This is a genomic window from Rhodococcus sp. P4_F3_2, assembly GCF_056401335.1.
This window is the reverse complement of the sequence record NZ_JBFUJN010000022.1, coordinates 65,501-85,632: the sequence shown is the minus strand read 5'-3', so window position 1 is coordinate 85,632 and position 20,132 is coordinate 65,501. Positions and strand designations below refer to the sequence as shown.

General features: G+C 59.5%; 19 protein-coding genes and 1 pseudogene. 6 read left to right on the top strand and 14 right to left on the bottom strand.

What is annotated here, in order from left to right:
• Position 1 precedes the first annotated feature (1 nt).
• Both AC1DWA_RS22505 and AC1DWA_RS22500 read right to left on the bottom strand, forming a co-directional pair.
• Positions 2-181 carry a hypothetical protein gene (locus AC1DWA_RS22505; protein ID WP_230544101.1) on the bottom strand — a complete coding sequence of 60 codons (180 nt, stop codon included), beginning with the start codon at positions 179-181 and terminating at the stop codon, positions 2-4.
• A gap of 212 nt (positions 182-393) precedes the next feature.
• Complete coding sequence (locus AC1DWA_RS22500) at positions 394-888, bottom strand: DUF3558 domain-containing protein (protein ID WP_080657184.1); 495 nt, start codon at positions 886-888, stop codon at positions 394-396.
• Positions 889-1,101: 213 nt separating this feature from the next.
• Here AC1DWA_RS22500 and AC1DWA_RS22495 point away from each other — a divergent pair.
• From AC1DWA_RS22495 to AC1DWA_RS22485, 3 genes and pseudogenes are all read left to right on the top strand, one after another.
• A pseudogene (locus AC1DWA_RS22495) lies at positions 1,102-2,778 on the top strand (NAD(P)/FAD-dependent oxidoreductase).
• 9 nt (positions 2,779-2,787) lie between these two features.
• Positions 2,788-4,224, top strand: coding sequence for an ATP-binding protein (locus AC1DWA_RS22490; protein WP_003941311.1), 1,437 nt, complete (start codon positions 2,788-2,790; stop codon positions 4,222-4,224).
• A 70-nt stretch (positions 4,225-4,294) separates the two neighbouring features.
• On the top strand, positions 4,295-4,648 hold the full coding sequence (locus tag AC1DWA_RS22485) for a UBP-type zinc finger domain-containing protein (RefSeq protein ID WP_020970111.1): 354 nt from the start codon (positions 4,295-4,297) through the stop codon (positions 4,646-4,648).
• A 1-nt stretch (position 4,649) separates the two neighbouring features.
• On the opposite strand, the gene AC1DWA_RS22480 is transcribed toward AC1DWA_RS22485, so the two are convergent.
• Positions 4,650-4,976 carry a hypothetical protein gene (locus tag AC1DWA_RS22480; RefSeq protein ID WP_477846138.1) on the bottom strand — a complete coding sequence of 109 codons (327 nt, stop codon included), beginning with the start codon at positions 4,974-4,976 and terminating at the stop codon, positions 4,650-4,652.
• A gap of 41 nt (positions 4,977-5,017) precedes the next feature.
• Entirely contained in the window at positions 5,018-5,512 is a 495-nt protein-coding gene (locus AC1DWA_RS22475) for a DUF3558 family protein (protein ID WP_230587588.1), read from the bottom strand.
• A gap of 176 nt (positions 5,513-5,688) precedes the next feature.
• Between AC1DWA_RS22475 and AC1DWA_RS22470 the strand changes: the two genes are divergently transcribed.
• Positions 5,689-6,744: a 2,3-butanediol dehydrogenase gene (locus AC1DWA_RS22470; protein ID WP_003941279.1), complete on the top strand. Its 1,056-nt coding sequence runs from the start codon at positions 5,689-5,691 to the stop codon at positions 6,742-6,744.
• On the opposite strand, the gene AC1DWA_RS22465 is transcribed toward AC1DWA_RS22470, so the two are convergent.
• The 3 genes from AC1DWA_RS22465 to AC1DWA_RS22455 all read right to left on the bottom strand — a co-directional run bounded on the left by AC1DWA_RS22465 (position 6,734) and on the right by AC1DWA_RS22455 (position 9,013).
• On the bottom strand, positions 6,734-7,057 hold the full coding sequence (locus AC1DWA_RS22465; protein WP_134999619.1) for a 4Fe-4S dicluster domain-containing protein: 324 nt from the start codon (positions 7,055-7,057) through the stop codon (positions 6,734-6,736). The two genes, AC1DWA_RS22470 and AC1DWA_RS22465, sit on opposite strands and share 11 nt — an antisense overlap.
• On the bottom strand, positions 7,054-8,643 hold the full coding sequence (locus AC1DWA_RS22460; RefSeq protein WP_477846137.1) for an FAD-dependent oxidoreductase: 1,590 nt from the start codon (positions 8,641-8,643) through the stop codon (positions 7,054-7,056). The genes AC1DWA_RS22465 and AC1DWA_RS22460 overlap by 4 nt, the downstream gene beginning before the upstream one ends.
• 124 nt (positions 8,644-8,767) lie before the next feature.
• The gene (locus tag AC1DWA_RS22455) at positions 8,768-9,013 is read right to left on the bottom strand and encodes a hypothetical protein (protein WP_257237256.1); all 246 of its coding nucleotides are present in this window, start codon (positions 9,011-9,013) and stop codon (positions 8,768-8,770) included.
• Positions 9,014-9,236: 223 nt separating this feature from the next.
• Between AC1DWA_RS22455 and AC1DWA_RS22450 the strand changes: the two genes are divergently transcribed.
• Positions 9,237-9,617, top strand: coding sequence for a helix-turn-helix domain-containing protein (locus AC1DWA_RS22450; protein WP_003941392.1), 381 nt, complete (start codon positions 9,237-9,239; stop codon positions 9,615-9,617).
• Here AC1DWA_RS22450 and AC1DWA_RS22445 read toward each other — a convergent pair.
• The 5 genes from AC1DWA_RS22445 to AC1DWA_RS22425 all read right to left on the bottom strand — a co-directional run bounded on the left by AC1DWA_RS22445 (position 9,614) and on the right by AC1DWA_RS22425 (position 15,406).
• Complete coding sequence (locus AC1DWA_RS22445; RefSeq protein ID WP_477846136.1) at positions 9,614-11,407, bottom strand: AMP-dependent synthetase/ligase; 1,794 nt, start codon at positions 11,405-11,407, stop codon at positions 9,614-9,616. The two genes, AC1DWA_RS22450 and AC1DWA_RS22445, sit on opposite strands and share 4 nt — an antisense overlap.
• Entirely contained in the window at positions 11,404-11,847 is a 444-nt protein-coding gene (locus AC1DWA_RS22440) for a MarR family winged helix-turn-helix transcriptional regulator (RefSeq protein WP_477917053.1), read from the bottom strand. The genes AC1DWA_RS22445 and AC1DWA_RS22440 overlap by 4 nt, the downstream gene beginning before the upstream one ends.
• A gap of 103 nt (positions 11,848-11,950) precedes the next feature.
• Positions 11,951-12,082, bottom strand: coding sequence for a putative transporter small subunit (locus AC1DWA_RS22435; protein ID WP_003941363.1), 132 nt, complete (start codon positions 12,080-12,082; stop codon positions 11,951-11,953).
• Between the two features lie 27 nt (positions 12,083-12,109).
• A complete protein-coding gene (locus AC1DWA_RS22430; protein WP_232816929.1) occupies positions 12,110-13,762 on the bottom strand; it encodes a sodium:solute symporter family protein in 1,653 nt (550 codons plus the stop codon).
• Between the two features lie 387 nt (positions 13,763-14,149).
• On the bottom strand, positions 14,150-15,406 hold the full coding sequence (locus tag AC1DWA_RS22425) for a plasmid pRiA4b ORF-3 family protein (RefSeq protein ID WP_477846158.1): 1,257 nt from the start codon (positions 15,404-15,406) through the stop codon (positions 14,150-14,152).
• Positions 15,407-15,787: 381 nt separating this feature from the next.
• On the opposite strand from AC1DWA_RS22425, the gene AC1DWA_RS22420 reads away from it, so the two are divergent.
• Positions 15,788-16,342 (top strand): T3SS (YopN, CesT) and YbjN peptide-binding chaperone 1, encoded by a 555-nt coding sequence (locus tag AC1DWA_RS22420; RefSeq protein WP_477917051.1) that lies wholly within the window; start codon positions 15,788-15,790, stop codon positions 16,340-16,342.
• 366 nt (positions 16,343-16,708) lie between these two features.
• Here the strand turns inward: AC1DWA_RS22420 and AC1DWA_RS22415 are convergent, their stop codons facing one another.
• Together AC1DWA_RS22415 and AC1DWA_RS22410 are read right to left on the bottom strand one after the other, a co-directional pair.
• Positions 16,709-17,299 (bottom strand): hypothetical protein, encoded by a 591-nt coding sequence (locus AC1DWA_RS22415; RefSeq protein WP_416315536.1) that lies wholly within the window; start codon positions 17,297-17,299, stop codon positions 16,709-16,711.
• A gap of 564 nt (positions 17,300-17,863) precedes the next feature.
• Entirely contained in the window at positions 17,864-19,687 is a 1,824-nt protein-coding gene (locus AC1DWA_RS22410; protein ID WP_477846135.1) for a lipase family protein, read from the bottom strand.
• Positions 19,688-20,132: the final 445 nt, after the last annotated feature.

The window sequence follows — 20,132 nt, the reverse complement described above, 5'->3', positions numbered from 1 at the left end:
TCTATCGAGGCGTCTCAGCGCTAGTCAGCGCTGACGCATTCGAGTCGTCGACTTCGCCGTAGCGGTCGACGCATTGCTGGAAGAAGTCCCGCATCTCGGTGATTACAAGCGCATGACTGAGAAGTGACTTTTCGAGTGAATCGGCACCACCGGTGGCCTTTTGGGCAAACTTGCCAGCCATGTCTTTTCCCGACTGAAGTGTCCCAAAGCAGTCCAAGGCAGTAAGTCTGTTCAGGTTGCCTGCCATGTCTTGCAACTCGGCAAGAAACCCCTCACACGCGACGGTAAGCTGTGCTGCAACATTTGGGTCGAGGTCAATGCTGTGGGCACTTGGAGTTCGCCAGGTATGGGTCTCAGACATTAGATCCTCAATTCGGCCGATAGAACACGTGTTTAACTGGGGAGACGTTGATCGAGCAGGTTCGCGTAATGTTGCGTGAGCTCGCATGTCGACCCTTCGGGCTTAAGAGCAAGTTTGGTATCGACGCTGAGCCAAATCGCCCCCTGCGCAGCAGGCAAGGCGACGAAACATCTGACAAGGTCGGCATCCGCCTGAAGATGGAACTCGACGCCGTCTCGCTGGCCGATCGTCACGGGCTTGAATCCCACGTAGTTCGGATTCTGTTTGGTGGTCTCGATGGAACTTTCGGTCGAAAAAATCGACAAGTAATACCAGGACTCAGTCCACGAACAGATTTTCCAACCCGGCTGCTCGACGCCGGCGATATCAACTTCCTCGGTCGCCGGATCAAGCCCCACTTCTTCCAGAACCGAGTCCGGGATGTCCTTGCACGGATCGAACAAACCCTCTTGGCCGGATGCAGGCTCAGCCGCCCCCTCCACGACTGAGCTGCATCCTGCCGCAGCCCACACCAACATCCCAGCCATGAGCAGTCGCCCAACCCCCACCGACCCCCGCATGGCACCCCCTGTTGATGTGGACCCACTGTATTGGATGCATCGAAGGCCGGATCGGTTCCCGCAATCTTGAAATTCCCAGGTCACGATTGCTGGTTCACTCAGAGCGCATCTCCAGCGATTGACGCTCAGCTCAGCAGTCGCATACTGGAGAGGTTGACTACGACTTCGGGAAGGCACCGAGTGAGCGCACCGAAAGCCCCGGCCAAACCAGCGATCCTCAGCGTCGACGACGATCCTGGTGTTTCGCGTGCCGTCGTTCGAGACCTCCGCAAGCGGTACGGAGAGAAGTACCGAATCATTCGTGCGGAGTCCGGCGACCAGGCTCTCGAAACCTTGCGCGAAATGAAACTTCGCGGCGATGCAGTCGCTGTGATCGTCGCCGATTACCGCATGCCCGGTTTGAGTGGAATCGAGTTCCTCGAACAGGCAATGGACCTGTATCCCGTAGCTCGTCGCGTTCTCCTCACCGCGTACGCCGACACCGATGCTGCGATCGACGCCATCAACGTCGTCGACCTCGACCACTACCTCCTCAAGCCTTGGGATCCGCCGGAAGAGAAGCTGTACCCCGTCATCGATGCGCTGCTCGATGCCTGGGCAAGCTCGAGTCATCACCCCGCCGAGGAAACAAAGGTGATCGGCCATCGTTGGTCCGAGCGATCATCCGACGTCCGAGAGTTCTTGGCACGCAACCAACTTGCCTATCGCTGGTACATGTCGGACGAGCCGGAAGGCCAACGACTGCTCTCGGCTGCCGGTACCGACGAACTGCGGCTTCCCGTCGTCATCGCATCCAATGGGGATGTCCTCGTCGAGCCCACTGACGCCGAACTCGCCGACAAACTCGGGTTGAGTACCACCCTCTCCGAAGACTTTTACGATCTCGTTGTCATCGGCGGCGGCCCTGCGGGTCTGGGCGCTGCTCTGTACGGCGCTTCGGAGGGGCTTCGGACGGTTCTCATCGAACGGCGAGCGACAGGCGGTCAGGCCGGCCAGAGTTCGCGGATCGAGAACTACCTCGGCTTCCCCGACGGAGTCTCCGGCGCACAGTTGGCCGATCGGGCGAGGCGCCAGGCAACCAAGTTCGGCGCCGAAGTCATCACCGCTCGCGACGTCACCGGTTTGGAAATCAACGGCTCGGCCCGCACAGTGCGTTTCGACGACGGTTCGTCGGTCGACGCCCATTCGGTCATCTTGGCGACCGGTGTTTCCTATCGCCAGCTTTCGGCGCCGGGACTCGATACATACACCGGCCGAGGGGTTTACTACGGATCGGCCGTCACCGAAGCCGCACGGTGCAGCGAGCAGGATGTGTACATAGTCGGCGGCGCCAATTCGGCAGGCCAAGCTGCGGTCTATCTCTCCCGCGGAGCTAGGTCCGTCACCATTCTCATTCGCGGCAACTCGCTCGAAGCCTCGATGTCCTACTACTTGATTCAGCAGATCGAAAAGAATCCGAAGATCACCGTGCGCACGTGCACGGAGGTAGTCGGCGCTGAGGGTGACGATCACCTCGAACGAATCACACTGCGTAACAGAGCCACCTGAGAAGAAGACACTGTCGATGCTCAGTGGTTGTTCATCTTCATCGGTGCCGCTCCACTGACCGACTGGCTCGGAGACGTGGTGGTCCGCGACGGAAATGGCTTCGTTCTTGCCGGCCCGGACCTTCCGTCCGAAGGCGTCACACCGGACGGGTGGCCGCTCGACCGCGCACCACATCATCTCGAAACCAGTGTCCCCGGAGTGTTTGTCGCCGGGGACGTACACGCCGAATCGGCCAAGCGCGTCGCGTCGGCCGTCGGAGAGGGCGCGATGGCCGTGATGTTCGTCCACCGCTATCTCGCTCAACAATAGGGAGATTCGATGTCCATTCCTGAATGCAGCCCAGACTTGCTTCGCACCCTGTTCCTGTTCGAGAAGCTCACCGACGATCAGCTCGAATCACTGTGCCAGGCAGGCCATATCACCGAGATCGATCGAGGTCAGGTCTACCTCGAAGGTGAGCCTGCCACCTGCTTCTACGTCCTCATCGAGGGCGAGGTGGTGCTGTCCAAGCTGTCGGGCGGCGAAGACATCGAGATCAACAGGACCACCCAGCGCGGCGTCTACTCGGGAGGCTGGACGGCGTATCTCGGCGATCGTGTACCGCAGGTCTACGCGGGGTCGATGCGAGTGACGACTCCTTCGACGTTTTTCGTCCTGGACGCCGACAAGTTCGGCAACGCGATGCGCGAGTGGTTTCCAATGGCGGTTCATCTACTCGAAGGTGTTTTCTTCGGCAAGAAGAACACTCAGCAGATCATCGATCAGCGAGAGCGACTCCTTGCACTCGGATCACTTTCGGCCGGGTTGACTCAYGAGCTCAATAACCCTGCAGCCGCAGCGGTTCGAGCGACCGCGTCTTTGCGCGAGCGTGTCGCAGGTATGCGTCACAAACTGGGAATGGTTGCATCGGGCACCTACGACCGCGATGCCCTCGTGACGCTCATGCGGCTTCAAGAGGAAGTTGCAGAGGTTGTCGCCAAGGCGCCGACGCTCACTCCCCTCGAAGCCTCGGATCGAGAGGATTCGTTGGGTGAATGGTTCGAGGATCATTCGATTCGAGAGGGTTGGGATCTGGCTCCGACCTTCGTGCAGGCTGGTCTCGACACCGCTTGGCTCGAGAATGTTGCTGCAGCCGTTGACGAGTCCGTACTCGAAGGCGCAATTCGCTGGCTGAATTACACCATCGAATCCGAACTCCTGATGAACGAGATCGCCGACTCCACAACGAGGATTTCGACTCTCGTCGGTGCGGCTAAACAGTATTCTCAGATGGACCGCGCGCCCTTCCAGACCATCGATGTCCACGAACTACTTGACAGCACGTTGATCATGTTGGGGCAAAAGATCGGAAGCGGAATCGAAGTGGTCAAGGAATACGACCTCGCGCTGCCACCGATCGACGCCTACGCCGCCGAACTCAATCAGGTGTGGACCAACCTGATCGACAATGCGGTGTCTGCCATGGACGGATCGGGAACACTCACCGTTCGGACAAGCCGCGATGGCGACCGCGTGTGCATCGAGATCTGCGACACCGGCGCCGGGATTCCCGATGACGTCATCGACAGGATCTTCGAACCGTTCTTCACCACCAAGCCGGTCGGCGAGGGAACCGGTCTCGGCCTTGATATTTCGTGGCGAATTGTGGTCGGCAAGCATCGTGGTGAGCTGCGGGTCACGTCTGAGCCCGGTAACACCCGGTTCAGAGTTTTGTTGCCAATCGCGGGCCCACCGCGGGATACGCGCGACGACTAGTCGCCCTTGCACGGCCGGTAGGCAAAGCGCACGATGAAATGACCGACTTCAGTCAGCGAGAGGGTGGACCATGACCGACGGACTTCCAGCGGGGATCGATCCGAGCGTGCCGCCCAGTGGCGCGGGATGCGTCGAATGCGATGCGAGCAGCGGTTGGTGGGTGCACCTGCGTCGATGCGCGCAATGCGGTCACGTGGGGTGTTGTGACTCCTCACCGTCACAGCACGCGAGCAAGCATGCGGCCTCGACGAAGCATCCGTTCATGCAGAGCTACGAACCCGGTGAGGATTGGTTCTGGAGCTTCGAAACCAACGAGGCGTACGACGGACCTGAATTGGCGGCGCCCACTTCACATCCCGTAGATCAGCCGACGCCGGGACCTAAGGGTCGTGTCCCAGCCGATTGGCAGCAACACATCCACTGACTCAGTTCGGTTGGTCGATCGACCTCAAAGTCGAGACGTTCGACGACTCCTGATCCAATGCGTTGTCGATGCAGGCTTGAAACTGAGCCTGCATTGCCTCCACGACCGCGATATGACTCGCCAACACATCGATGAGCGCATCCGGGCCGCCAACCGCCTTTTCCTCGAACTTAACCTGCAGTGCCCGGGCGGATCCGAGAGTGCCGAAGCCTCCCACTTGCCCGAGATAGTTCGCATCGTCCGACAGTGACCTGAACAGCGAAATTAGATCATCACACGCCTTCGCCAGATCCTCTGCGACCCTCTTCTCCAGATACAAACCGGACATCACATACTCCAATTCACTACGAGTCGAATCTCTTCCGAGCGTTATTCGGGAAGCAGCGGTAACACGGTCAGACCGACCCGCTCAACCAGTTCACACGAAGTTTCGGGGCGCTGGTCACCGACTTTCGCACCCACTCGAATCATCGCCGTGGACTGAGCAGTCGCGAAGGCGATATTGCACGCGGTGTCCGCCTTGTCATTGTGTTCCTGGAACATCAGGACCTCTCGGCCGGCAAGTTGAATTCGATGTAGATCGCGCATCACCGGATTTGCTTCGACGTCCGCAAGCGAGTGTGTTGTGGAAGTCAGACGGAGGAAGAACCAAGATCCTTCCCACTTGCATATATTGAACCCATCGATATGGGTGTTGACTATGTCAACCTCTTTTGTTGCCGGGTCAACTCCGACTCTCTCCAATTCCTCATTGCTGAGAACCTCACACGGATCAAACATCCCAATCACATCGACAGGGAAAGCCTCGCCCTCGACGGTCGAGGAACAACCCCCAACCAACAGCGCGGCCGCGACCAAGACCACTGCACCCCTCACTCCCACAGCACTCCCCCTCGTTCGCGACCCGCTCACAGTATTGGACGCTCCCCAGCACCGATCGGTTCCACCCCATTGCATTCCGTTGCAACCCTTCACCCACGCCAACAATCGGCCTAACGTCGATCTACCAGGGGATTCACAACGAAGTGAGGTGCGGATCAATGAAGGCAGCACGGTTCCACGGGCAGAAAGACATCCGGATCGAAGAGATCCCTGAGCCCGAATTGCGGCCAGGAACAGTCAAGCTGAAGGTCGCATGGTGCGGAATCTGCGGCACCGATCTCCACGAGTACCTCGAGGGACCGATCTTCATCTCCGCACCCGGACACCCGCATCCACTCTCACACGAGAATGCGCCGGTCACGATGGGCCACGAGTTCTCCGGCACCGTCGAAGAGGTCGGCGAAGGCGTCACGGACGTCGAGGTGGGCGAAAATGTTGTCGTCGAGCCGTACTTCGTCTGCAACGAGTGCGCCCCGTGCAAGGCGGGCAACTACCACCTGTGTACGAAGATGGGGTTCATCGGCTTGGCCGGCGGCGGTGGAGGGCTCAGCGAGAAGGTCGTCGTCGACCGTCGCTGGATCCACAAGATCGGCAACATCCCGCTCGACGAGGCAGCCCTCATCGAACCGTTGAGCGTCGCCCATCACGCAGTCGTGCGCAGTGGAGCCGAAAGCGGCAACGTCGCAATTGTGGGCGGAGCCGGACCGATCGGACTCCTCGTTGCGGCAGTTCTCAAGGGTCTGGGTGTCACGACGATCGTCACCGAACTCAGCGAAGCCCGCAAGGCCAAGGCCCTCTCCAGTGGAGTCGCCGACTACGTCATCGATCCCACCACCGAAGACGTCAAAGCGCGCGTCCTCGAACTCAGCGGAGGCATCGGCGCAGACATCGGCTTCGAGTGCGCAGGCGTCAACGCGGTCCTCGACACCATGCTCGACACGGTCCGGCCTGCTGGAGTTGTTGTCAACGTGTCGATTTGGGGCAAGCCCGCGACCATCGACATGCAGAAGCTGGTCCTCAAGGAAATCGACCTACGCGGAACCATCGCGTACGTACGTGACCATGAAGCGGTCATCAAGATGGTCCAGGACGGTGTCGTCGATCTGGCGCCATTCATCACCGGTCGTATTCAGCTCGAAGAGTTGATCTCCGAAGGATTCACCACTCTGATCGAGCACAACGACACTGCAGTCAAGATTCTCGTCAGGTCGTGACTGGACGGGGCACCTCGGGACCCACCGCAGTCAGCGACCCAGGTGCGCGCCCCTTGCCCCATCCGATCTTCTCTCGGTAGCGGCCGATGTGATCGTTCTCGATCGCATCGGCCGTTTCCAACGGTGTGGATTGCGGATGCACATACAGCGCATCCGTCGGGCAATATGCCTCACACATGAAGCAGGTCTGGCAATCCGATTGGCGCGCAATCACCGGGACGCCCGAGGGTGTCCGGTCGAAAACATCTGTAGGACAAACGTCTACGCACTTGTCGCAACCGATGCAGTCAGGCGCAGACACCAGCTCGATCATGACGCCACCAATGCAGACCCGACAGGTTCCGACGTTCGGGTCCACACCGAATCCAAACCTCCGGTGAGAACGTGATGATGCTGCGTTCCATCGAGTTCGGGATAATCGTCACGCTTGCTCATTCCCCGAGTCTCGGTCCGCGCCAACGTCGAGTGGTACATCCAGCGACCGACGGCCGTGATCGCGGCAGCCTGCCGCGCCGCCATCCGACCTGCTGGATCCGCGCCCAGATCCGCACTCACTGCACCCCACAGCGATTCGAGCTCAGCGAGCGCTGCGGATACCCGATCACCGCTGCGGAGGTAGTTCTTGTCGAAGGGAATCAGCTGCGCCTGAGCAGCTTTCACCACATAGTCGGCAGTAAACCCGGTTCGTGCCGGATTACGCAATGCGACGGTTCCGGCTCCGCGAAGACCACTGGTAGACCCACGTCCGACCGACAGCGCATAGCGCGCAGCACCGGTTCCCGCCCACGAACCAGAAGACATCGCCCACGCGGCGTTGTGACTTCCCCCGCCGGTAAACCCTCCGCAGATTCGCTCTCGGGTCGCAGCGTCCCCGGCGGCAAACAGTCCTGGAACGGATGACGCGCAATCGTCATCGACGACGTTRATTCCCCCAGTGCCGCGCACCGTGCCTTCTGCGAGCATGCCGACCTCGAATTTGTCGGTGAAGGGGTCGATTCCGCGGCGATCGAATTGCAGGAAGAAGTTGGGTTGCCCCAGCCTCATTCGACGCTGCACCTCAGCGTCGGCCCGATCGATCTGCGCGAAGACCGGCTCGTTCCGCAACGTGCTGGCGATGACGGACCTCCCCTTCGCCGAACCGGCACCTTCGAGCACGCTTCCGTCTGCGTGAAAGAACGTCGCGTACGCGTAGTAAGCCGTTTTGGTGATCGTCGATCCGGCCGCTGCGATTCCGTACGCGTTGGAGAACTCCATGCCGGAGAACTCGGCTCCGACTTCGGCTGCCATCAATGCACCGTCACCGGTATCGACGTTGGTGCCCAAAGCACCGGAGAGAAACGCACAACCTCCGCTGGCGACCACTACCGCGCCTGCCGACACTCGGTAGTCCTGGTGTTCGTGGCGTTGGTAGCCCGCAGCTCCGCGAACTCGCCCGGCGTCGTCCACCAACAACTCCAGCGTCGGCGAATGGTCGAGGATTCGCACACCGGCTCGACGAATCCAGGTGCGCATCCGCCGCATGTACTCAGGTCCCTGCAAGCCGGTGCGTATCTGCTTGCCCGTGGTGGGGTCGACGGGAAACGGATATCTGCCCTCCACCGCGAGGAGATCCATGTTGGAGTAGGTCTGCTCGAGGACGCGGTCCATCCAATGGTGGTCGGCCAGATATCCGCCGAGCGCCTCGCGTCCGGCCTTGGCCAGCTCGCGGGCTGTCAAATCCGGCTCGACGTACCAAACACCCGTTCCGGATGGGGCCGTCGCGCCACTCGTTCCGCAGTATCCCTTGTCGACCAGGACGACGTCTGCACCGGCCTTGGCCGCACGCAACGCTGCCCATGCGCCGGCGGGGCCACCACCGATCACCAATACATCGGTGGAGAGTTCGAGGACGTCCGTCACTGGCCAGCTCCTGTCAGAGGTCTACGCAACACTTCTGTTGCCGCAATGTTCCTCGAACGAACTACCCAGCGCCACAGTCAGAATCACTGTGAACTCAACCAGTCACTGCCGCATCGACAGAGCGCTACGACGCTTCCCGCTCCTCGTCGGTGCACAACGCGGAATACTTGGCGAAGGCTTCCTGCAAGGTCAGCGATTTACGTCGCTCGGTGATGTCGCGGGGCTTTCCCTGCGCGACACATCGACGCGCATGCTCGATCACAGCTTCACGAATGACGCTGGAAATGTCCGCGCCCGTGAGCTCTTGGAGGGCCTCTAGGGCCCTCAGTTCCTCTACGTCGAATCTCACCGTTACCGATCGTCTAGCCACGCTCAGGATGTTACTTGCGGGTACACCAAGATTGGTGAGTTACATATGCGTCGAGTCGAATATCTTTGCGCGCCAAACCCTTCGAATTCCGATCTACGTGGGTAAATAGTTTTCCACCCGTGACACTCATGTAACGCAACGCACACAGCGCTAGCCAGCGTGCCGACGGACACTACCGCTGTCTATGCTTGCGAAACACTGCCTTCGATCGGAGATACAACGCGTGAGCATCGACCACATCGTTTCCGCAGTCGACGGTGACGCTGCCGAGCGAATCAAGACAGCTCTGGCCGAGAGAGCCGCAACCTCGACGGACACGACCACGCTGGTGTTCGACGGCGTGAGCATCGAGATTCCACCGTCGGTCGGCGACGCCGTCGTGCAGCTCCTGACCTACCTCGCTGCCGGGGACAGCGTCGCCCTCGGGCCAGTCGCAGAACTCCTCACCACCTCGCAGGCAGCAGAGATCCTCGGCGTTTCGGACACGTATGTACGCAAACTCGCCGACGCCGGGAAACTCCCGATCGAACTACGCGGCACCCACCGCAGGTTCCGCCTCGACGACGTGATGGCTTACCGCGAGCAGTTCCCCAAACGCGCCTAGCTCTTCGCGTACATTCCTTCGATCTCCTTCGAGAACCGATCGACGACGACATTGCGCTTGATCTTGAGCGTCGCTGTCATCTCACCGTCTTCCTCGGTCAGATCGCGATCGAGAATGACGAACTTCTTGATCGACTCCGCATGCGAGACAGCGGCATTGGCGTCGTCGACGGCCTTCTGAAGCTCCGCGCGAAGGTCCTTGTCATCGCGCAGCTCAGCGACGGTGGCGCCGGAAGGCTTGCCGTTCTCCGACTTCCACTTCTCGAACACCTCAGGGTCGACGGTCAACAGCGCCGTGATGTAGGTCTTCCCGTCGCCGACGACAACTGCCTGCGAGACGATGGAATGCGAACGGATACGGTCTTCCATCGGGCCGGGCGAGACGTTCTTGCCGCCCGCCGTCACCAGAAGATCCTTCTTGCGTCCGGTGATGGAAAGGTAACCGTCGCTGTCGAGTTCACCGAGATCACCGGTTCGCATCCAGCCGTTGACGAATGTCTCTTCGGTGGCCTTGTCGTTCTTCCAGTATCCCTTGAAGACGACTCCACCGTTGAGTTCGATCTCGCCATCCTCGGCGATGCGAACCCCGTTGCCGCCCATCGGCTGTCCGACGGTTCCGATCTTCTGAGCACCCGGCACGTTGACGCAGTGCGCCGCAGTGGTTTCGGTGAGGCCATAGCCTTCGTAGATCGGAACTCCGAGCCCACGGAAGAAGTGTCCCAACTCAGGAGTGAGGGCGCCGCCGCCGGAGATCGCGAACCAGCACTCGCCGCCGAGAGCCTCACGAAGCTTCGAATACACGAGCTTGTCTGCCAATGCGTGCTTCGCCTTCAAGATCAGCGAAGGACCGCCCTTGTCGAGAGCTTGGCTGTACTCCTTGGCGGTGGCTTCGGCGAAGGCGAAGATAGCGCCGGGAATCTTTCCACCGGACTCCGCCTTGCGTGCTGCGCCGTCACGAACTTTTTCGAAGACACGCGGAACTCCGAGGATGGTGTTGGGCTTGTACCGCTCGAATTGAGTTGTAATGGTGGCAAAGTCGGACCAGTGCGCCTGCGACGCACCAGCTTCGAACGTCGCGAGGGACACCGCGCGAGCCAGCACGTGAGCGAGCGGCAGGAAGGTCAGGACTCGGTTTCCCGGAACCGCCACCTTGCCGATCGATGCCGTCAGAATCCCGCGCACCTCGGACAGGAAGTTGCGATGCGTGAGGATGCATCCTTTGGGACGACCTGTCGTGCCGGAGGTGTAGACGAGTGACGCCAGATCGTCGGCCTTGATGCCCGCGAGTCGCTTCTTCAACTCGGTGTCGTCAACGTCGGCACCCTGTGCGGTCAGCTTTTCGACTGCTCCGTCGTCGATCTGCATGACGGCCTTGAGAGAGCTTGGCGCGTCCTGGAACAGCTGCTCGTGCGCGCCGGTTTCGACGATCGCGATGACGGCCTCGGAGTCTTCGAGGATCCAGCTGACCTGCCCCTGAGACGACGAGTCGTAGATCGGAACGGTAGCCGCGCCGGCGGCCCAGATAGCGAAGTCGAAGAGCGTCCACTCGTATCGGGTCGCGGAGAGGAGTGCGACGCGGTCGCCTGCCTGCACCCCGGCTGCAATGAGACCGTTTGCGACGCCGGTGACCTGCTCGGCGAACTCCTTGGCTGTGACGTCTACCCAACCCTCTCCCTTGGGGCGGGAGAACACCGTCAGTTCGGGCGTGCGCTCGGCGTGAGTGAAGACGGTGTGCACCACGGACTCGTTGTCGGAGATGGTGAACTGGGCTTTGGCGCTGTACTCACTCACAGGGTGTCATCTCCGTTGGTCTGCGATTCGATGCTGATTCTGAAGCGGTGGAGTGCGCGGGCGAAGTCTGCGACCTCGGACTCGGTCCAATCGTGCAGCCTGCCGGCGACTTGGTCGAGCCGMCGCGCGKCGGCGGCGTCGAGGTATTTGCGGCCAGCCTCCGTCAAGTGCAATGGATTGCCCTGACGAACGGATCCCGGATCGGCATACACCCAGCCTGCCTCGATGCAGCCGCGAACTTGGCGCGAGATGGTCGAGCGGTTGACGCCGAAGACTTCGGAGATCTCCGTGGCCTTGCAGCCGTCGTTGCGGCCGATAAAGGAGAGGAAGGAATGCTGCGCGATCGACGGGTGGTCATCGGAATGCCGATCCCCCGTCATCAGCTGCCGCGTGAGGTGCACCAGCTCGTCATGAACAGCTGGTGGACCGGTGAGCGCCATTGCTCCGTCGTGTTGCACTGAGCAACTATAACGCCGACCCCTGTGTCCGACGCAATATGACCGCCGCCACCGACAAGAAGTCCGTCGGTGGCGGCGTGAAGAGTTAGACCAGATCCTCACCGTTGCGGCGAGCAGTTGCCCAATCCTTGAAGAATCCCTTGCTGATGACTCCCAGCACGACCAAGACCAACGCCGGCCAGATCAGAACATAAATGGTCAGTAGGGCTGTACTCATTCGTATTCCTTCTACTTGTCTCGACGGTTACTTTCCKGACGCTCCGACAGCAGGAAACTCCTCCTCGTCGAAGTCTCCGGTCCGCTGCTTGATGAGTTCGAAATCGAACGTCTCACGCTGATTGACGGACATCGCAAAGCACACGACGGTACTGACGGCATAGGCCACCAAAGATCCGCTGAGCGTTGGGTAGTCGTGCAGGAAGCCGATCGCGAACGGCGCGGACAGCACGATCGCCAGGCCACCGACGATCTGCGCAACCTTCAGACCGAAGAATCCAAATGTCATGAGCCCCAGCACCACTCCGATACCGACAACGGCAACGATGTCGGAGAGAATCCCGAACATCCCATCCATCGGCACCCAACTGAATCGGACGGGCAAGAAGGCAGCAAGAGCCACCAGCACCGACACAGTGAAGGCCTTGTTGGTGACCTTTCCCCAATAGAAGCTCGCAATAACCGGGAACACCAGCGCGCCCCACAGCGCGCCGACGAACACCAACAGATCCAGAATGCTCAGTTGCAGACTTGCCAAGGAGATAGCCGCCGCCGTGGCAACTATCATCGTTACTCGGCCGATGAGCAGCATCCGTCGAGGGTTCGCATTAGCCTTGCCTGCGACGGCTTGGCCGTACACGTCGGTCATCACGATGGACGAGAGTGCAGCAAGGTCCGAGTCCGCCGTCGATGACAGCGCGCCGATGATCATGACAAAGAAGACAGCCAGCAAAATTCCGGGCAGGTACGACGCGGCCATCTGCGGAATCAGGTTGTTGACGTCACCATCCATCGGCTCGATTCCGAGGTACAGAGCGAGAACACCCAGCATTCCGACACCGATGACCGTTGCGCCATATCCCACGGTTGCGGTGATGAAGGTGGGCTTGATCAGGTCTTCGCGGACCGCGAACAGACGTTGGGCAATGGTCTGGTTGCCGATTGCGTAGGCAAGAACTGCCGCGATGTACGGCGCGCCCTGCTCGAAGAAGGCAACGCTCGAGAAGAAGTTGCCCTGCTCAGCAGTAAGGTTGCCTGCCCCGGATTCGAAGGCTGCCGGGAACCCCGCCGCAAAGAAGATAAACGGCACCAAAACCGCTACCGCACCGAGCATTCCGATCAGCTGAACGAAGTCGGTCAACACCGAAGCACGGAAGCCCGACCACAGCGTGTACAGCAAAACGCCCAGCGCAACGATGAACACACCCTGGATGAAGTTGAACGGCGAAAGCAACGCGATCAGCAGACCACCAGCGAGGAAGTTCGACATCAAACTGATGAGACTGCCGACTATATTGGAACCCGCGAGCATCAGCTGACTCGAGCGTCCGTGCCGCGCGTACATGACCTCAGCCAGCGTGTGGGCTTTCGGCGCTACTTTGCGAATTCGCTGGCCAAACGGATAAATGAAGAGAATCATCAACGCGCCCCATAAACCGTAGTGAATGGGGCCGGAGATTCCGTAGGTGTATCCAGAAGTGGCGGATGCGTACATCGACGACGCCCAAATCCAGGTGGCCGTCATACTCGCGGCCGAGACACCAAATCCTAACTTGTTTCCGGCGGTCATAAAGCCGTCGGCATTTTCCTGCCTCTTACCAATACGAAGAGAAATCAGAAATGTTCCACCATAAAAAGCAACAAGCAGTGAAACAATTACCAAGGTACTGAACTGGACCATGTCGGACCCCGTCACATGCCACATCCTTCGCACATAATCGGCAGAACAAAGCGCAAAACCCCTGTTCAGGATCTTTGCGCTTCGTTTCTGCACGCCCTAGGAGCGACCGTCATACCAACACCGGTCACATATTCAATTGACTAGCACCACGCACTTCGTCTTTTCGGAAACCCAACCTCCACAAAATAAATCTTCTGCGCAAACTTTGGCTCGACCACGCAATTTAACAACCGAGAATCGACCATAGCATGATGGCAATTTCGAACAAAAACTCCAATATTTTCCCACCCGAAAAGATTCATGATTCCGCAGCAGAAAAATCGTGCGCTTCCAGCGCATATAACAACTCCGCATCGATTGAAATCGATGCTCGATTCGATCGCTCAGCTACTTCGACAGGACCATCCTGGCAAACCGTCGGCCCCACTCGGGATCGGCGGAAACATGCTCGTCCAGCGGATTGGAGACAATCGCCCCGATCATTCGCAAGTACACGAGAGTGTCTCGCACCATCCACGTCCAATCGTCGTCGCCGAGGCGGGTTCCGTCTGTTGTCGACCAACCCAATGCCGTGAGGCCTTCGATCATGACTTCACTACGTTCGGACTCCGACAAGCCGGCAGCCAACGTAAGGAACAGAATTCGGCCGGCTTCCTGCCCCAACTCGCCCTTTCCCAACGGCATGGCCGTCACGATGTGACGCCACAGCTCGCCTTCATATGCAAGCACTGACGCGCCGAGTCGAGTCAGAATCAATGTGCCTCGGAGTCTCCGGACAAATCTCAGTGTCTTTGCGGCTTCAACGAGTACTGCTAATTGCGAGTCACTCCCTGCCGTGACATCGATCCAGTCACTGCCCCAATCGAGTTCGTCTCGGGCATACGCAACAAGGTCCGGAGGCAGTGACCCGGATGCCGTCAAGACAATCCCACCACCTCGCGCGGAGTTCAGCAGCCACAGCAGTTGACGGGTTGCTCCTTCACGCATCACCTCGAAGTAGTTGTCGTATCCGCCACGAAGCTCCGCTTCGGCAACTGCGGCAAACAGTTTCGGCGCGGAATGAACAGACAAGCGGCGCAAGAACTTCTCGAACAGCGAGCTTTCCACGGGCGGTGATTTATGCAATGCCACTGCAATGGTGACTGCTGCATTGGACTCTGCGGGAACAAAACGTTCGGGATCGAACAGTCCGGTCCTCGCCTGCACGTTCAGGAACTCGCGATACCCGATCGGACCGCCAGAATCCTCCGGCGGGCACGCTCTCTCGCCGTCGAGACAGGATGGCTCAGAAATCGGCTGGTCTTCGACAATCTGCTCGAGAACCAACGTGTGACTCCACCTTGCGCGGGCGTTGTACTCATAACGGACGTACTCCCCTACCGCGGTAACTGCCTCGTCGATCCGGACTTCGTCCTCACCAAACTCGTCTTCCTGGTATCCGTCGCGCTCGATCACCTCTGGCGCGATATACCGATCTGGGCCATTGTCCGTTGAATGATGGACACTCACCCACTGATGAGCGTGTTGATCTCCCCACCCCATCACCGCCTGCACAATCGAATGAAGTTGGTCCAGTTCGATATTCGACGGAACCGAAAACCGTCTCCAAATAGGCGGCGTGATGCAATCGAGTTCGATCCGCATGACAAAGTTCGCCACCTCCGGCCGTCGACGCTGATTCCGCATCTGCCTCGGCGTAAGGACCTTCATCTGGCTTTGCGCCGCTTGATATGCAGGTACCAAACGCAGATGTGAAGCTCGCCGAACTCGCTGACCCGTCATGTATGGAGGCTAGATCTACCTACCGACAGCCGAGATACTCACTGCCACAAGGTTGCCCGATTTGTCGGGGCTCGCATCTCGTCACTGGTCGGCTGTCAAGTCCAGATCAACGCGGACCTACCCAGGCATTTTTGATCATCCACTGCGCTGCCAATAGTGTGCGCCGATTACCGTAGACCTGACAGCTACCGCACGAAAACAGTGCCCAGCGCCTGCTCGGACTGGCACAGAACATGAGGATCCATGAGCGACCAAGACACGACCGCCGACCAGCCCCTCCACATCAACGGCGCAATTGCCTTGGTGACGGACGAGCGCGACGAGTTGGTTCGCCTGTGCGTCCAGACCCTCGCCGAACTACTGGGCAGTGAGCCTGCCACCGATGACGACGGTGACATCGTCGTGCCGGTTCACGGATTTGTCGTCTACGTGACCGTCGCCGACGACGGACCCCAGATCAACGTCTGGTCCTCCGTTCTGACCGGCCTCGGCAATCCCTCGCATGCTGCGACTCGACTGATCGAACTCGCGCAGGAATGGCCGCGCCTCCGTTTCGCCTTCAGCGGTGACCACCTGCTGGTCTCCACGATGCTCGACGCGGACCCCTTCGCTCCACAACATCTGCTGAACCTGATCGACGAGGTTCACGACTTCACTCACGAACTCGACGACGATTTTGCTGAATCTTTCGGCGGATCCCTCGATTGCGACGCGGATGACGACAGCTACGCCGGCGACTGCAATCCCGGCGGTTGCGGCGGAGACTGTGACTGCGGCGTGCATCTCTGCGATTGCTGAGATGCACGCACGCTTACGTTTGTCATCGCTTCTCGGGACGACCGAAAGCGACCGAATGAAATTCGACTGCGCGGCAGGAACGACGACGGAAAGATCGTCACTGCCGGTTTCGCTACTGTGCAGCGCAATGACCTTCGGCCTGGCAGCGGACTCATCAATCAGACCACGACGGGCTGACCTGCTATTCCTTTGTGCGGCTTGGCAGAGCGCTCATATCAGTCGCCGATTTAGACGCCGAACGCGCCTGAATCGCGAAAATTCCTCGCCTACAGCTACTTTCGTCGGTGTAATTCAACGACGCAACGCCACCCTAGATGTCGCTGTACCAACCAGACGACTGGGATTGCGGGCGTGGCCGCCCCAAGATCAGCCTGAGTACGGCTCGCAGGCAAATCCGGTGATGTAGCCCTGCTCGCAGCCGTGCTGCGTTTGGATATCACCGCTGGTCGGCTCTTTGCCACACTTAACACCGCAGCGTTCGTATCCGTTTACGACACCATCACCGTTCCGGTCTTCGTCAGGGTCATATGGGTAACCGCCTCCGGGATTCGTGTTCGCCTCCGCACGCATCTCCGCACAGGCTGGATCGGTCGTGGAGTACGAGCCATCGGTGTAGACCGCAGTTCCCGGGTAATCGCAGTACCGTAGAACCCTTTCCGAAGCTTGTGTAGTTGCCGGAGGCACATAGGTGTCGCAGGATGCCTCGTAGCCAGTGGTGCCATCGGAGTACAATGCGGTACCCGACTGGTACAGGGAGAGATCGCCGCATACGAAGGTGATCGGCGCGACCTCGGGTGTACTGCTTGGGGGAGGTACTACGGACTCAGTTGCCGGGACGGCTGTTGCCGATGAGCTTGATGGGGTTGTCGACGGCAAGTCTGCGCCTGGGCCGCCGCAAGCAGAAAGACTGAACGACGAGAGCAATGCGCCAACAGCGAGGATAAGCGCTCTCTTCATGTCAGTCTCCTGTGTGTTCCCGCACGCTGTTGTGTCGAACGAGCAATTCCGGCGATCATCGCCGTGAGCATTCTCCGCATCGTGCCGCCTTCGCGCGGTAGCGATTCGGCTTACATTGATAATCGGCAGACGCGAAAACTCGTTACGGAGTTGCGAGCCTCTCTCACCTGTGATCGACAACATCGCGCCAGCACCGAGCCCCCGAACGACCGCCCGAACGAGAAGTTGAGCGCAGCCAGCTTTCCCGCTTCGGATTCGGCGTTCACCAGTTTTCGGTAGCACTCCTTTGTGTTGGCGGTACTCGCGACAGTGGTCGGCGTATCGACCAGTTCCGACGCTTATTGACCGATCGAGAGCCTTGACGGGAGGAAGCGAGTTGCGCGTTACTGCGTATCCGTACTGACCAATGGCCCAGTGCGCTTCATTGATCTTTGCGCAGACCGACACTGGCTCCGCGACCTGTCCGCCGGTAATCGAAGCAAAAGTGTGGTCAATTCCGTATCACTAGTAAGTGAGGCAAGTACATTCGCGACTGAAATGACGTTCACCAGCCACTGAAACGCGTCACGTCAGCGCTGTGAAGTCGACGAGTTCCTTTTCAATGTCAGCTAAGGGCTTCTCTCCAGTTGCTGCTTCGATGGCTCGCGGCGCCAATCCTCGATCGAGCATGAATGCCATCAATTTCGTGATTGTCGACTTGGCTGCCTGCAGCTGAGCCAACTGCCCCGACTTCGGATCGCTGAACGCCGTCAGGCGGTTGATTCGGGCGGAGAGTTTCGTCTCCACATCCGCCAACTGGTACCAGAGCGCTTCGTCATGAGGAAGGCCGAGCATCTTGCGTGCATGCTCGGTCGATACCCGCAGGATCAACGTGGTCGAATCCGTGATCGGCTGATCGGGGGCACTGCCGCCTACCGCCGCGCCCGCGGCCACCGCCGCGCCCGCTCCGGCCAAACCACCAAGCATTCCGAGACCGCCGATCATCCCTCCCGGCCCGAATGCTGCAAGCCCGCCGACGATAGCGGCGCCACCTGCCGCGGCAGCCGGCGCTGCGAGCATAAGCCCGACCGGTCCGGCCGCGACCAAGGCAAGACCGACTGCGGCTGTAATTACCCTGCCCCAGGGGACGCCACCGCGACTGTCCAAGCATTTCTGGACGTCTTCGAGGGCGGTGCTCACTGTCTTTCCGAGCTGACGAACGAACCCCAATTCGACGGCGATGTCGGCGAGTGCGTCGCGGGGGGCGTTGCCGATTTCGAGTTCATACGGATCGATGATGTTCGTCAGCGCGAGCACCACCAACTCGCCGACCACTTCGTGTATCTCCCATCGATGCGGAATCATCGGCAATTGACCATTGCTCAGTTGCTGTAGTTCGACTGCGACGGGCTGTCCACTCACTGACGCGGCCTGCTCTATTTGAGCGACGATGTTGTCCTGGACGATGTCGAGTGCATGTCGGTAGCGTTCGGCCAGTGCTTTGTCTTTGAGGTTGCGGTGGACCGCATGCGCGTAGTGCAGCATCAACAACACCGAGGCCTCGTTGTCATTGAGACGAACCGCGATATCCGATGTGCGGATTGCGATTTCCTTCGAGGGGTACAGAAGATCTGCAACCAGCATGGCGAGGGCGCGATGTCCGAGATACGCCCCAGAGGCATGGGATGCGCCGTTGTCGATGACGAAATCCTGGGCGCCTGGAAAGGTGGTCGCCAGCCCCCTGCCGCCGGTGACGACGTCGCCGACATCGAGGAAGTTCGACCAGTCGTCGACCCGGCCGTACGGAAACTTCTTGAGCAATCGCTCGCTGCTGTCGTGAACGGCCTGCACATTCGCCGGGCTACCGATGGTGATGAACCTGCGGACATGGACATTTTCAGGAAGGTGGTCGAGAAGATCGATCGCGATGACGCTGCCCAGGCTGTGGCCGATCAGAATGATCTCGCCAGAGGTGGGCAGATGGTCAAGGATGTGCCGCAGGATCGCTCCGCGGACCGGTTCCTCCCGAACGTACTTGCGTACTTGCTGCAGATCCCAGAGTGATAGCGATCCGATCGCGGCCTGCTGCAGTGGAGCGAGAACCTGCCCGGGCACACGATGGAAACCGAAGGTGCGGACCCCGCCCTCGAGACCCAGAATCCGCTGGACTCTCGCCTGACGCCGCTCAAAGCCGCGGCGACTGGCCGAGTCGTCGCGCGGTTTGTACGTCACCGGGGGCAGCTTCGCACCAATACCGTTTGTTGTGAGGAACGAACTGTAGTGAGGTGCGATGACCATATCCCGATTGACCGCGCCGAAACCGGCCTGTTCGAGACCGCGGTCGAGACCGTCGAGCCAACTCGATTTCGGGTCGCCGTCACCGATTCCCTGCAGAAATACAATCTTCACAACCATGCCCCTCTCGAAGGTCGAACCCTGGTATCACCTAAACCACTACTGTTATTCGCTACAAAGATTCGAAAAAGATGAGCACCGCCGAAAATCTCGAACGGGTTCTCTGCGCTAACTTCGCAATACCGTACAGAGGAGGACCGACACCTACGCGACCAGCTGGCCAAATCTCGGTCACGACCACAAAGCATAGGATCACCAATTATCGAGATCACTTTGCTCGGATGAGGTGCTCGAGGCTTTTTGCGGGTATACGTCACCGCACCGGTGTCTGTCGTACGGCTACGTCAACGACCAAATGATCGGGGATCGTGAACCATCCACAAGCATGAATTGCGACAATGTCTTTCCCGGGTCTACCTCGAATGTCAAGAATCCCCGAGCGCAGACGCCGACTGCTGGACTGTGGAGCTGATTGGTGAGGTTGGGGTCCTGCGCTCCG